This is a genomic window from Pseudomonas fluorescens Q2-87 (assembly GCF_000281895.1).
Classification (GTDB): domain Bacteria; phylum Pseudomonadota; class Gammaproteobacteria; order Pseudomonadales; family Pseudomonadaceae; genus Aquipseudomonas; species Aquipseudomonas fluorescens_S.
On sequence record NZ_CM001558.1, the window covers coordinates 4,190,510 to 4,204,276 of the forward strand.

The following is a 13,767-nucleotide window of genomic DNA, read 5'->3' on the forward strand; positions in this document are numbered from 1 at the left end:
CTCAGCCGCTATCCGCCGCGACAAAGGGTCGCGGGACTGACGCTGGACTTTCCCGCATCAATAATTCTCCTTCTCAATTGACAATCATTATCATTCAGCCTAATTTGGCGCTCGATGTGCAGGACGGGGCCGGCATCCGGCCGTCCTGCTAACTTTTTGCAGCAAGGTGAATTCCATGACGGAACAAGTATCCACAAGCAGGTGCGACTCACCGTTACTCCAGGCGTTCGTCGACAACCGATTGATCCTGGTTAAGATCGCCGCGCGCATCACCGGCTGTCGGTCCCGGGCCGAAGACGTGGTGCAGGACGCGTTTTTCCGACTGCAATCGGCGCCGCAGATCACCTCTTCGTTCAAGGCCCAGCTCAGTTATCTGTTCCAGATCGTGCGCAACCTGGCGATCGATCACTACCGCAAGCAAGCGCTGGAGCAGAAATATTCGGGACCGGAAGAGGAAGGGCTAAACGTGGTCATCCAGGGGGCTTCGCCGGAAACTTCCCACATCAATTTTTCCACACTGGAACACATCGCTGACGCACTGACCCAACTGCCCAGCCGCACGCGTTATGCCTTCGAGATGTACCGTTTGCACGGTGTGCCGCAGAAAGACATCGCCAAGGAATTGGGCGTTTCGCCGACCCTGGTGAACTTCATGATTCGCGACGCCCTGGTGCATTGCCGCAAGGTGTCAGGGGTTCGGGGGGATACGTTCGCCCGGCGGTGATTATGGGTGGTCTTGCCGGCCCCATCGCGAGCAAGTTCGCCCACAGGGGATATGTGGTGTACCACTTACATCCAATCACATCGAAACAGTGTGGGAGCGAGCTTGCTCGCGATATCGGTGGGTCAGTTTGCATTGGTGCTGGATGTTAGTGCTCATTCGCGAGCAAGCCCGCTCCCACAGGGTTTCATTCGCGGCGCAATTCACACCAACGCACACCGATCAAAAAACCGCTCGCGTCCCAGGATCATCAGCGCGGCGCGCTTGTGGGGGAAATCGAATTCCTTCTCACAGTGGAAGCACTGGTTGTGCAAATGCCCGATCATCCGCGCATTGTCGGCCCGGGGCTCGGCCACGACGCGCTGGGTGCGTGGGTCGTCCAGAAACAGGTAGTGCACCAGTGCCGATAGCCAGCTCGCGACCTTGTGCGGTCCGCGGTGCTGCTCTTCGCCCACCAGCATGTGGATGCCGCGATCATAGTTTCCAGCCTGATAGAACGGCGCGATGCGATCTTCCTTCGCCCAATAGGCTTCGAAATAGGCAAACGGCTGGTCATCGAAGCAACCGATCAAGGTCAAGACCCGCGGATCGTCCTGCAGCTTGTCCAGGTATTCGCGATGCTGTTCCAGGCTGCCCTCCTCCTGCCAAAAACTCGCCACCCGTGGATTGTTCTGCCAGCGGTTGAAACGCATCAGGTCCTGCTCGATCTCCACGGTCCGCAAGGACACCCAGGCCCCGAGTCGCGCATCGAAACGCCGGTACACTTCGCCACGTGGTTTCACGGGCCGGCGTGGATGGCGCCGGCCATCGGTGATGGTCATCTGTTGTGGATAACTGCCATTGAACGATTCCCCCAGCCAAGGCTGCGGCAATTGCCAGAACATCGCGCGCTCGCACACGTATTCACCCTTACGCGACGTGCCCGTCAGCAAGCCGCTGAGCAAGGCTTCGCCGGGGCGCTCATCGAGATGCCAGGCCAGGCGTTGGCAGTCCGGATTGCGGGCAAACAGCCAATAGCAGGCCGCCCATAGCGCCGGCCCCATCGGTCGATCATTGATTTCCTGCAAATGCACGTGCAGCTCGGGGCCACGCTCCAGGCGCAGCCGGATCAGCGGCGCGCCTTCAAGCATCAGGCTCAGGTGGCGTTCGGTTTCATCGGCGCCGAGGCGGCGACCGCCGGGCATGGGCAGCGCCGCCGGATGATTGAGAGAGGACATGAAAGGAGCTCGCGTATTCGTCGGTAGTCAACGTGGGACGTGAGCCGGGAGGGGAAATTTAGGCCAGCTTCAATGGGAGTGCGTCGTCACCAGATCGATCTGGTAAGGCTTGAAGATTCTCAGCAACTGGCCATTGTCCCGTAGCGTTTGCAGCAATTGCCCGAACGCATCGCTGGAAATGGGCGCCTGCGGCCGGATCAGCGCGTAATGGTGGTAAAGCTGGTCGATGCGTTGGGACACCAGCAACTGCGGGCCGACTTCGGGATTGCGCAGCACGTAGTCGTTGAGATACGAACGGGTCACCAGGGCAATATCTGCTCGCCCCCGCAGCACCATCAACAGATTGCTGTCGTGGGAATAGGTCAACGTGGCGTTGTATTGGCCAGCGAGGAACTTGGGGTCGGCGTTGAATTCGGCAAAGGCGTAGTGGTAACCGCTGAACAGCGCCAGGCGCTTGCCCCTCAGGTCCGCGAAGTAGTTTTGCTGGCGATCCGGTTCGCGCTGGGCGACGAAGACCTCCGCATCTTCCAGTCCCATGTCCACTGAGGTATGCGGCACATCCTGCCAGCCCCACTCCGGGTTCTCGAAGATCGCCATGTCCACCCGCCCTTGCTTGAAATCGTTGAAGCGGCGTGGAATCGAAGTGGGGACCAATACGAACTGGTAGTCGGTCTGCGACTGATTCAGGGCTTCCACCAGTTGCGGCAATAACCCGGTATCGGCGCCATTTTCGGGGCGAACGGTATAGGGCGGAAAGTGTGCGGCGCCGATCCGCACCAGTTGCGCCGCCTCGACTGGCAGCGTCAACAAGATGGCAAGAGCAGCCAGCAGCACACGCGAGGTGATCCCCATCGGCAAAAACGTCAAGATAACCACTCCCCAAAGTACCCATCGATACAGTCAAGCTAGGCGGTTTCAGCCGCTTAGCCAGCTTTACGGCCAGATTAAAAGCGCCGCGTGATTATTATTTTTCTTCAAGCACCAGGATCAGGGCCTGTTCGGCCAGCTCGTCGAGGCTCAGGCTGCCTTCGACGCGAAACCACGTGGTGGTCCAGGACAACGCGCCGGTGAGAAAACGCCGGGTGATGAATACGTCCCCTCGAATATACCCGGCCTCCTTGGCCTGGCCCAATACTTCAAGCCACAAGTCTTCATAAATATCGCGCAGGGCCAGCACTTGCCGTTGCCCTTGCTCGGATAATGAGCGCCACTCATAGACCAGCACCGCCATCGCCTCGCCGCTTCCGCCCATGATCGACTGCAATTCGCACCGAATCAGCGCCAGCACCCGCTCACGAACACTGCCCGCCTCGGCCAGGGCAGCGCGCATCAATGCGGTGTTGTAGCGGATGGTTTCTTCCATCACCGCCCGCAGGATCTCGTCCTTGCTCTTGAAATGGTGAAAAATGCTGCCCGACTGAATGCCCACCGCGCTCGCCAGGTCGCGTACCGTGGTGCGTTCGAAGCCTTTGTTGCGAAACAGGTGGGCGGCGGTCTGGAGCAATTTGCCCCGCGCACTGTCCGGGTCGGTCAGTTGCCCGTTATCGACCAGTTCACGCATGACACCCAGGGCTTTTTGCTCGTCCACCCAATCTCTCCTACAGTCGATGATCAACGCGCGGACACTCCCACCCCACCAAGGTGGCGCGGGCAATTTAAGCCCAGCGGGACAACCTAGCAAGCGCTCGGTAACGGAACCTGCGCCCATTTACAGACCAAGCGCTTGCTTGGTAGGCTCGATTCACCTGTGCAGGAGGGAGTCCCATGCCAGAAACGATCCGTATCGGTTGCGCCAGCGCCTTCTGGGGCGATACCTGTACCGCTGCGGCGCAGTTGGTCGAGCAAGGGGCGCTGGATTACCTGGTGTTCGATTACCTGGCCGAAGTGACGATGTCGATCATGGCCGCCAAGCGCATGAAGGATCCGCTGGCCGGTTATGCCACAGACTTTATCGAAGTCCTTTCACCGTTGTTGCAGCATTTGCATGAGCGCAGGATTCGCGTCATCGCCAACGCCGGCGGGGTCAATCCCCAGGCCTGCGCCGCCGCCCTGCAAGCGGCGTGTGACCAGGCCGGCGTGCCGCTGAAGATCGCCGTGCTGTTGGGCGATGACCTGCAACCGCAACGGGCGCGGCTCGCCGACCAGGATATCCGCGAGATGTCCGACGGCGCCTCTCTGCCGCCGACGTGCTTATCCATCAACGCTTACCTCGGCGCACCCGGCATTGTCGAGGCGCTGGGACAGGGAGCCGACGTAGTGATCACCGGTCGGGTGGTGGACAGCGCCGTGGTCAGCGCCGCCCTGGTGCATGAATTCGGTTGGGCCTGGCACGATTACGACAAGCTGGCCCAGGCCGCGCTGGCCGGGCATCTGATCGAATGCGGCGCCCAATGCACCGGCGGCAATTTCACCGATTGGCAGGACGTGCCGGATTACGAGCGCATCGGGTTTCCCATCGTCGAAGTCAGCGCCGACGGTCAGTTCATCGTCACCAAGGCCGAAGGCACCGGCGGCCTGGTCACGCCGCTGACGGTCGGCGAGCAATTGCTTTACGAAATCGGCGACCCGCAAGGCTACCTGCTGCCGGACGTGATCTGTGATTTCAGCCAGGTCAGGTTGATCCAGCAAGGCAAGCACGCCGTGCGCGTGCAGGGTGCCAAAGGCCTACCGCCAACCGATCAATACAAGGTTTGCGCCACCTGGCCGGACGGTTTTCGCTGCACGGCCACGTGCCTGATTGCCGGCATCGATGCAGTGGCCAAGGCCGAAAGGGTCAGCCAGGCGATCATTGCCAAGACGTCTGAATTGTTTCTGCAGCGCGGCTGGGCGCCCTATAGCGAAGTGAACGTCGAGCTGCTGGGCAGCGAAGCCACCTATGGCCAGCATGGCCAGCGCCGAGACAGCCGGGAGGTGGTGATCAAGTTGGCGGTACGGCACCCGGACAAGCAAGCGCTGGACTTGTTTGCCAGGGAGATTGCCCAGGCCGCCACCGGCATGGCGCCGGGGCTGACGGGCATGGTCGGTGGCCGGCCGACGGTGTCGCCATTGATCCGCCTGTTCTCGTTTCTGATCGACAAAGCCGCCTGCCAGCTCGAAATCGAGTTCGCCGGCCAGCGTCTCCCCTGTCCCCTGCCCGTCCTCGAACCGCTGGAAACCAGCGATTTGCCGGTGACCCCGGACCTGCCCAAACCCCAGGGCCGCGCCGACGCCAGCGTGCCGCTGATCAAGCTGGCGGTGGCGCGCTCGGGGGACAAAGGCAACCACAGCAACATCGGCGTGATCGCCCGCGAGCCTGAATACCTGCCGTGGATCGCCGAGGCGCTGACGCCGGAAGTCATCGTCGACTGGATGAGCCACGTGATCGATCCGCTGCTGGGCCGTGTCGAGCGCTGGTATTTGCCGGGCACCCACAGTTTGAATTACCTCTTGGAGAACGCCCTCGGTGGCGGCGGTGTCGCCAGCCTGCGCATCGACCCGCAAGGCAAGGCGTTCGCCCAGCAGTTGCTGGAGATCCAGATACCGGTGCCGCAACACATTGCCGATCAAGTCAACTGAGGGAGCTTGCTCCCTGGCCAAGGGTTCGACTCAAGCACGAGGGAAATTCATGCCAGTCATCGAATCGCAGCTTGACCCGCACAGCGCCGAGTTCGCCCGCAATCACGCGGCGATGCTGACCGGCGTGAAGCAACTGCGCCAACTCGAACAGGCCGTGCTGGAGAAAGCCGCCCAGGCCCAGGCCAAGTTCGACCAGCGCGGCCAACTGCTGCCGCGCCAGCGCCTGAACCTGCTGTTGGACCCAGGCGCGCCGTTTCTCGAACTGGCGAGCCTGGCCGGCTACAAGCTCCATGATGATAAAGACGGCAGCCAGGCCGGCGGCGGGCTGATTGCGGGGATCGGCTACGTCTGCGCGGTGCGCGTGCTGGTGGTGGTCAACAACAGCGCAATCAAGGGCGGGACCATTTCTCCCAGCGGTCTGCACAAGACCCTGCGCCTGCAACAGATCGCCATGGAAAACAGACTGCCGGTCATCACGCTCGCCGAAAGCGGCGGTGCCAATCTCAATTATGCCACGCAGATTTTCGTCGAAGGCGCGCGCAGCTTTGCCAACCAGGCGCGGATGTCGGCCATGGGCTTGCCCCAGATCACCGTGGTGCATGGTTCGGCCACGGCGGGCGGCGCGTATCAGCCGGGGCTTTCGGACTATGTCGTGGTGGTGCGCGACAAGGCGCGGCTGTTCCTGGCCGGGCCGCCGCTGCTCAAGGCCGCCACCGGCGAGGTCGCCACCGAGGAAGAACTGGGCGGTGCACAGATGCATGCGCAGGTAGCGGGCACCGCCGAATACCTGGCCGAAAACGATGCCGATGGCGTGCGCCTGGCCCGGGAAATACTCAGCGCGCTGCCTTGGAACGCGCAGTTGCCAGCACAGCCCGAGCGGAGTTGGGTGGAGCCGCTGTACCCGGCCGAACAACTGCTGGGATTGATTCCCGACGACCCGAAAAAGCCCTACGACGTGCGGGAAATCGTCGCCCGCATCGCCGACGCCTCGAATTTCCTCGAGTTCAAAAGCGAGTTCGACACCCAGACGATTTGCGGCCACTTGCACATTCGCGGCCATGCCTGCGGCCTGATCGGCAACAACGGACCGATCACGCCCAAGGGTGCAAGCAAAGCCGCGCAGTTTATCCAGCTGTGCGACCAGAGCCGCACACCGTTGCTGTTCCTGCACAACACCACCGGATTCATGGTCGGCACCGAGTCGGAGCGACAAGGGGTGATCAAGCACGGCGCCAAGATGATCCAGGCCGTGGCCAATGCCCGGGTGCCCAAATTGACCGTGGTAGTAGGCGGTTCCTATGGCGCCGGCAATTACGCCATGTGCGGCCGTGGGCTGGACCCACGCTTTATCTTCGCCTGGCCCAACAGCCACACCGCGGTGATGGGCGGCGCCCAAGCCGGAAAGGTCCTGCGCATTGTCACCGAGGCCACGCAACTCAAGAACGGCACGCCTCCCGATCCGAAGATGCTCGATCTGCTCGAACAATCCACCGCTCAGACACTCGACAGCCAATCCACCGCCCTCTATGGCAGCGCCAATCTATGGGACGACGGGCTCATCGACCCCCGGGACACCCGCACGCTGCTCGGCTACCTGCTGGACATCTGCCACGAAGCCGAGCTCCGGCCGCTGCAAGCCAACAGCTTCGGCGTGGCCCGTTTCTGACCGCATGAAGGAATGCTGAGCGCCGCCCCAGGAGAACAATAAAAATGATTTTCACCCAGGAACATGAAGCATTGCGGCGTACCGTTTGCCAGTTCGTCGAGCACGACATCAACCCCTACGTCGACGAGTGGGAAAAGGCTGGGCACTTTCCCATCCACGAGGTGTTCCGCAAGGCCGGCGAACTCGGCCTGCTGGGCATTTCCAAGCCGCAAGCGTTCGGCGGCATGGGCCTGGACTACAGCTATTCGATCGTCGCCGCCGAGGCGTTCGGCACCATCCATTGCGGCGGCGTACCGATGTCCATCGGCGTTCAGACCGACATGTGCACACCGGCCTTGGCGCGGTTCGGCTCCGATGAACTGCGCGAAGCATTCCTGCGCCCGGCCATCCGCGGCGAACAGGTGGGGTGCATCGGTGTCTCGGAGGTCGGTGCCGGCTCCGACGTCGCCGGGCTCAAGACCACCGCACGCAAGGATGGCGACGACTACATCATCAACGGCAGCAAAATGTGGATCACCAACGCCCCGAGCGCCGACTTCATTTGCCTGCTGGCCAACACCTCCGACGACAAGCCTCACGTCAACAAATCGCTGATCATCGTGCCGATGCGCAGCCCCGGCGTCAGCCTCGGCCCGCACCTGGACAAACTCGGCATGCGCAGTTCGGAAACGGCCCAGGTGTTTTTCGATGATGTTCGCGTGCCGCAACGCAACCGCATCGGTCAGGAAGGCGCCGGATTCATGATGCAGATGCTGCAATTCCAGGAGGAACGACTGTTCGGCGCGGCGAATATGATCAGGGGCCTGGAGCATTGCATCGACAGCACCATCGAGTATTGCAAGGAGCGCAAGACCTTCGGCACGGCCCTGATCGATAACCAAGTCATCCACTTTCGCCTGGCGGAACTGGCCAGCGAGATCGAGAGCCTGCGGGCGCTGGTCTATCAGGCCACCGAGCAATACATCGGCGGCCAGGACGTTACGCGGCTGGCGTCGATGGCCAAGCTCAAGGCCGGGCGGCTGGCCCGGGAAGTCACCGACAGTTGCCTGCAATATTGGGGCGGCATGGGTTTCATGTGGGATAACCCGGTGGCCCGGGCCTATCGTGACGTACGCCTGGTGTCCATCGGCGCCGGAGCGGACGAGATCATGCTGGGCATCATCTGCAAGTTCATGGGCACTTTGCCGGGGAAGAACAAGTGAATGGCTGGCCACCGATGTTGTGAGGTTCAGAGAAGCTTCGCGAGCAAGCCCGCTCCCACAGGAGTGCTGTGTTTTATGTGGATCTGCTGTTCGCTGAAGATCAACTGTGGGAGCGGGCTTGCTCGCGAAGGCGCCCGCCCAGATACCGCAAAAAAACCAGGAATGAAGCCATGCCCGCCTTCAGCAAAATCCTCATTGCCAACCGCGGCGAAATCGCCTGCCGGATCCAGCGCACCGCCCAGTCACAGGGCTACCGCACGGTCGCGGTGTACAGCGAGGCCGACGCCGACGCGCTGCATGTGCGCATGGCCGACGAAGCGCTGCTGATCGGCCCGGCCCCGGTGCAACAGTCCTACCTCAACCCGTCGGCCATTCTCGCCGCGGCCCGGCGCAGCGGTGCCGATGCGATCCATCCCGGCTACGGTTTTCTCTCGGAAAATGCCGGCTTCGCCCGGGCCTGCGAAGAGGCCGGTATCGTCTTTATCGGCCCCAGCGCCGACGCCATCGAGCTGATGGGCAGCAAACGACGTTCGAAAATCGCCCTGCTCGCCGCCGGCGTCCCGTGTATCGCCGGCTATCAAGGCGCCGCCCAGGACGACGACACGCTGTGCCGGGAAGCCGGGCGCATCGGCTTCCCGCTGATGATCAAGGCCAGTGCCGGTGGCGGCGGGCGAGGCATGCGCCTGGTCGAGCGCGCCGAGGACCTGCCGGAACAATTGCACAGCGCGCGCTCCGAAGCCCTGCATGGCTTCGGCAATGACGAGTTGATCCTTGAACAGGCCCTGATCGACCCGCGACACGTGGAAGTGCAGATTTTTGGCGACCAGCACGGTCATCTGATTCACCTGGGGGAACGGGACTGTTCGATCCAGCGGCGCCATCAGAAAATCATCGAAGAAGCGCCCTGCCCGGTCATGACCGCCGAGCTGCGCCAGGCCATGGGCGAAGCGGCGCTCAAGGCGGGGCGCGCAGTCAATTATGTCGGTGCCGGGACCGTGGAGTTTTTGCTCGCGGCGCACGGCCGTTTTTATTTCCTGGAGATGAATACCCGCCTGCAAGTCGAACATCCGGTCACCGAGTTGATCACCGGCCTGGACTTGGTGGCTTGGCAACTGGACGTCGCCGCAGGCTTGCCGCTGCCTCTGACCCAGGACCAGGTACAACTGCGCGGCCATGCGATGGAAGTACGGCTTTATGCAGAGGACCCGGCGGCGAATTTCGTGCCTCAGACCGGCCGTCTGATCGGCTGGACGCCGCCCTCCAGGGAGGGCCTGCGCATCGATCATGGCCTGTTGGAAGGCCAGCTCATCACCCCATTCTACGACCCGATGCTCGGCAAACTCATCGCTCACGGGGCCTCTCGGGAGGAAGCTCGACGCAGGTTGTTGCGGGCGGTGCAAGACTGCCTGCTGCTCGGCGTGCAGAGCAATTTGCGATTGCTCGCCGGCTTGCTGGCCCATCCGCAGTTCATCGATGGCGACTTCGGCACCGGTTTCATCGGGCAGCATTTCGCCGGGCTCCCCGAGGGGCAAGAGCCAGAGCCCTCAACCGAACAGCTCGCGATTGCCACGGCGGTGTTTTATCAAGCCTCCCAGGCGCGGCATGCACCCGATCTGGCTGGATGGAGCAACAATGCCGGCACGGCGCGCCACTACCGGATTGGCGCGGGAGAGCGCGACTGGACGCTAACCCTCGCCGCTGCAACAGATGGAACGTTGAGCATCCACGTTGCCGAGCATTTGATCGAGCTGAAGCTGCTTGAGGTCGATCGATGTGGCGCCACGCTGATGATCAATGGCATTCGCCAACACCATGCCTGGCGCCTCGAGGGCACTGAGCTGTGGCTGTCCACTCGCCCCGGCGGCCTGCACTTTCAGGACCGGACCCTCGCTGCCGTCGTGCCCAGGGCCAGCCTGCAAGACGGTACGCTGAAGGCGCCCATGGACGGCGCCATTGTCGAGGTGCTGGTCAGCGAAGGCTGCGCGGTACGCCAGGGCCAACTGTTGGTGGTGCTCGAAGCGATGAAAATGGAGCATCCGCTCAAGGCGAGCGTCGACGGCATAATCAGACAATTGCGGGTCAAACCGGGCGAACAAGTGAAGAGCCGCCAGGTTTTGTTGGTCGTGGAAACGGGTGACTAGGCGGATGCGCCGGGTTTGACTACGCTCAAACCTATCGACACGCCGATACCGGGAACCTTGCAATGCCTCACTGGCTGGTGATTGATCTGGAGGCCACCACCGATGAAGGTGGCTGGCCGGTAACCGAAATGGAAATTATTGAAATCGGCGCCACGTTGGTGAATCGTGACGGTCGCGAAGTGGACCACTTCCAGCGCTTCGTGCGGCCCTTGAGACGGCCGCTGCTCACACCTTTCTGCCGCGAGCTGACCCACATCACCCAAGCCAGCATCGACAGCGCCGCGCCTTTGACCGAGGTCTGGCCGGCGTTCGAGCGTTGGCTGGCGCCCTACCACGCGAACCTGGAGGGCTGGGTGAGCTGGGGCGACTACGATCGCAAGCAATTGCTCCAGGAATGGCAGCATCAACAGTTGCACAGCGTTCTCGTCCAGCTCCCGCACATGAACCTCAAGCAGCGCTTCGCCAAAGCGCGCCGACTGGAACGGCCAACGGGGCTCAACGGCGCGTTGCAACTGGCTGGCCTGCAATTCAACGGTCAACAACACCGCGCGCTGGAAGATGCGCGCAATACGGCACGGTTGTTACCCCTGGTGCTGCCCGGTTGAGCGCCGGGCACGCGTCGGTGCGGCAGATGACGAACGCTGAAGGCTTGTGCATACTGGCCGGCCTTTTTCAGCCCCTTTTTCGAGGAATCGCCCATGTTTAAAGTCAACGAGTACTTCGACGGCACCGTCAAGTCGATCGCTTTCGGCACTGCCGAAGGCCCCGCGACCATCGGCGTCATGGCTCCGGGCGAATACGAATTCGGCACGGCCCAGCGTGAAATCATGCACGTCGTCTCCGGTGCCCTGACCGTAAAACTGCCCGACAGCACCGACTGGGAAACCTTTGCTGCCGGCAGCCAGTTCAATGTACCGGCCAACAGCAAGTTCCAGCTCAAAGTGGCCGTCGACACTGCCTATCTGTGTGAATATCGCGGCTGAGTCTGCACCTCGATAAAAAAAATGCCCGTGTCCAACGACACGGGCATTTTTTTATCAAGCACAGTGCTTATTCGAGCACTTCGACCGCCATGCCGACTTCCAGCCGACCGTTGCTGTCGTTGACCAGGTTCTGGCCGAACATCGCCCCGTCCGGTGTCGAACGGTAGTGCTGCAACGTGGCGAAGGGTTCGCGATTCGGATCGCGTTCGCCGGTTTGAGGATCGACCGTGGTCATGATGCAGCGCGAGCATGGCTTGACCAGCCGGAACTCCACCTCGCCGATGCGAATGCGCTTCCAGCCGTCTTCGGCGAACGCCTCGCTGCCCTCGATTACCAGGTTGGGCCGAAAGCGCAGCATTTCCAGCGGGCGACCGACCCGATTCGACAGGTCGTGCAAAGAAGCCTGGCCAATCAGCAGCAAAGGGAAGCCGTCCGCGAAAGCGACCTTGTCGTCGTCCTTGCCATACCCGACTGCGGTGGTGCGCGCCAATTCCACCGGCACATGCACCAGCCGAGTCGGATTGCCGATGAATTCGCTGACCCAGGCCGCCGCCTCATCACCGGCATCCGGCACACGCAAGGTGTCGCGCCAAATGATCACGCCGCGCAGTTGCTCCTCGAGGCTGGGAGGCAGCGGCACGTCAAGGGTGCCGTGGCCCGGCGCGCTGAGCGTCAACCCGCCCGCCTCGTTCCACAAGGCTGAGAGCTGGCTCATTTTCGCCACGGCGCGCTGGGTCAGGAAACGACCGGTGCCTTCATCCACCAGCATCCAGCGCCGGTCACCGTCCAGCCCCAGCTTGTCCAGGCCAATCCCTTGCAGGGACTGGCCCTTGCCGGACTTCAACGGATACCGATACAGCGCGCTCAACCGCAACATGGTCAACTTCCCTGGAGGCGAAAAAACGCCACCTTATACGAGCCCGCCATCGAAGCAAACCAACATCGGTTTCAGTCGAGCATCAGCCGTTGGCGAACCACGTCGACCAGCTTGTCCGGCTGGAATTTGGAGAGGAAGTTGTCGCAACCGACCTTCTTGACCATCGAATCGTTGAAGCTGCCGGACAGAGAGGTGTGCAGCACCACGTAGAGCCCGCGCAGACGCGGATCGTTGCGGATTTCGGTGGTCAGGCGGTAGCCGTCCATTTCCGGCATTTCCGCGTCGGTGAAGATCATCAGCAATTTGTCAGTCATGACCTCGCCGGTATCGGCCCAGGCCTTGAGCATGTTCAGGGCTTTCAGGCCATCGCTGGCGATGTGCATTTTCACGCCCAACTGACCCAAGGTGTCGCGCAGTTGCGAGAGCGCGACGTTGGAATCGTCCACCAGCAGCACTTCGCGACCGCGGGCGCGCTCCAGCACCGGGTCTTCGAGTTTGTCCCGCGAGACCTTGGCGTTGTACGGCACAATTTCGGCAAGGACTTTCTCCACGTCGATGATTTCCACCAACTGATCGTCCACTTTGCTGATCGCCGTCAGGTAATGCTCGCGGCCAGCGCTGGTCGGCGGTGGCAGGATGGCTTCCCAGTTCATGTTGACGATACGGTCGACGCCGCCCACCAGGAACGCCTGGACCGAGCGGTTGTATTCAGTGACGATGATGGTGCTGTTGGGGCCCGGCACCAGCGGACGCATGCCGATGGCCTGGGACAAGTCAATCACCGGCAACGTCTGGCCCCGCAAATTGACCACGCCGCAGACGAACGGGTGGCGCTGGGGCATCAGCGTCAACTTGGGCAGTTGCAACACTTCCTGGACCTTGAACACGTTGATGGCAAACAATTGCCGACCCGCCAGGCGGAACATGAGAATTTCCAGGCGATTCTCACCCACCAATTGGGTTCGTTGATCTACTGTGTCGAGAATGCCGGCCATCGATGACTCCTGGGCTTGTTCGGATGAATCCAATAAACGAGATATCGGCCACGTCAGCCGAATCTTGACCCGCATAAAATAAGCACGGGAAGCATTGATGTCACATTAACATCATGCTTTACTGGCTTCCTGCTTTCACCCGCTGTTTTCTTCGCTGCGCGACTCCGGTTTGCGCACAAAGTTCCGCTGCCTAAGGGATTCCCCTAGGCACAATCAGGTCCAACCTGATATTCCCGCTATGCAATAGCCATTAATGTGACGCCATTCTCATTGCTGAACGGAGTCAGGCTTTTGTGCGCGACCACGGGACATCGGACCTACTGTCTTTCGGCCGATCTTGCCAGTGCATTAATCAGCGAGTTCGCCTTCGCTGAATCGCACGCACGTGCCGCCGTGTATCCGCCTGTTGC

The 13,767-nt window shown here is 61.6% G+C and carries 12 protein-coding genes; 7 read left to right on the plus strand and 5 right to left on the minus strand.

The annotated features are described in order from the left end of the window. The first annotated feature begins 175 nt into the window (after positions 1 to 175). A complete protein-coding gene (locus PFLQ2_RS09415) occupies positions 176 to 724 on the plus strand; it encodes an RNA polymerase factor sigma-70 (RefSeq protein WP_003183648.1) in 549 nt (182 codons plus the stop codon). 200 nt (positions 725 to 924) lie between these two features. Here PFLQ2_RS09415 and PFLQ2_RS09410 read toward each other — a convergent pair whose 3' ends face one another. The 3 genes from PFLQ2_RS09410 to PFLQ2_RS09400 all read right to left on the minus strand — a co-directional run bounded on the left by PFLQ2_RS09410 (position 925) and on the right by PFLQ2_RS09400 (position 3,526). Then, positions 925 to 1,938: a GNAT family N-acetyltransferase gene (locus PFLQ2_RS09410; RefSeq protein WP_003183650.1), complete on the minus strand. Its 1,014-nt coding sequence runs from the start codon at positions 1,936 to 1,938 to the stop codon at positions 925 to 927. A 69-nt stretch (positions 1,939 to 2,007) separates the two neighbouring features. After that, complete coding sequence (locus tag PFLQ2_RS09405) at positions 2,008 to 2,790, minus strand: substrate-binding periplasmic protein (protein ID WP_033046173.1); 783 nt, start codon at positions 2,788 to 2,790, stop codon at positions 2,008 to 2,010. A gap of 112 nt (positions 2,791 to 2,902) precedes the next feature. Further along, positions 2,903 to 3,526, minus strand: a complete 624-nt coding sequence (locus tag PFLQ2_RS09400; protein ID WP_003183653.1) for a TetR/AcrR family transcriptional regulator — start codon at positions 3,524 to 3,526, stop codon at positions 2,903 to 2,905. A 176-nt stretch (positions 3,527 to 3,702) separates the two neighbouring features. Here PFLQ2_RS09400 and PFLQ2_RS09395 point away from each other — a divergent pair, with 176 nt between their 5' ends. The 6 genes from PFLQ2_RS09395 (at position 3,703) to PFLQ2_RS09370 (ending at position 11,485) form a co-directional block, all read left to right on the plus strand. Continuing rightward, positions 3,703 to 5,493, plus strand: a complete 1,791-nt coding sequence (locus PFLQ2_RS09395) for an acyclic terpene utilization AtuA family protein (protein ID WP_003183655.1) — start codon at positions 3,703 to 3,705, stop codon at positions 5,491 to 5,493. Positions 5,494 to 5,542: 49 nt separating this feature from the next. Next, entirely contained in the window at positions 5,543 to 7,159 is a 1,617-nt protein-coding gene (atuC, locus tag PFLQ2_RS09390; RefSeq protein WP_003183658.1) for a geranyl-CoA carboxylase subunit beta, read from the plus strand. Positions 7,160 to 7,203: 44 nt separating this feature from the next. Continuing rightward, on the plus strand, positions 7,204 to 8,361 hold the full coding sequence (gene atuD, locus PFLQ2_RS09385; protein WP_003183659.1) for a citronellyl-CoA dehydrogenase: 1,158 nt from the start codon (positions 7,204 to 7,206) through the stop codon (positions 8,359 to 8,361). A gap of 170 nt (positions 8,362 to 8,531) precedes the next feature. Next, positions 8,532 to 10,502 (plus strand): acetyl/propionyl/methylcrotonyl-CoA carboxylase subunit alpha, encoded by a 1,971-nt coding sequence (locus PFLQ2_RS09380; RefSeq protein WP_003183661.1) that lies wholly within the window; start codon positions 8,532 to 8,534, stop codon positions 10,500 to 10,502. 62 nt (positions 10,503 to 10,564) lie between these two features. Then, positions 10,565 to 11,107 carry an exonuclease domain-containing protein gene (locus tag PFLQ2_RS09375; RefSeq protein ID WP_003183663.1) on the plus strand — a complete coding sequence of 181 codons (543 nt, stop codon included), beginning with the start codon at positions 10,565 to 10,567 and terminating at the stop codon, positions 11,105 to 11,107. A gap of 93 nt (positions 11,108 to 11,200) precedes the next feature. Continuing rightward, entirely contained in the window at positions 11,201 to 11,485 is a 285-nt protein-coding gene (locus tag PFLQ2_RS09370; RefSeq protein ID WP_003183665.1) for a pyrimidine/purine nucleoside phosphorylase, read from the plus strand. Between the two features lie 67 nt (positions 11,486 to 11,552). On the opposite strand, the gene PFLQ2_RS09365 is transcribed toward PFLQ2_RS09370, so the two are convergent. Both PFLQ2_RS09365 and PFLQ2_RS09360 read right to left on the minus strand, forming a co-directional pair. After that, a complete protein-coding gene (locus PFLQ2_RS09365; protein ID WP_003183666.1) occupies positions 11,553 to 12,362 on the minus strand; it encodes an MOSC domain-containing protein in 810 nt (269 codons plus the stop codon). 71 nt (positions 12,363 to 12,433) lie between these two features. Continuing rightward, positions 12,434 to 13,357 (minus strand): chemotaxis protein CheV, encoded by a 924-nt coding sequence (locus PFLQ2_RS09360; protein ID WP_003183670.1) that lies wholly within the window; start codon positions 13,355 to 13,357, stop codon positions 12,434 to 12,436. Between the last annotated feature and the right edge of the window lie 410 nt (positions 13,358 to 13,767).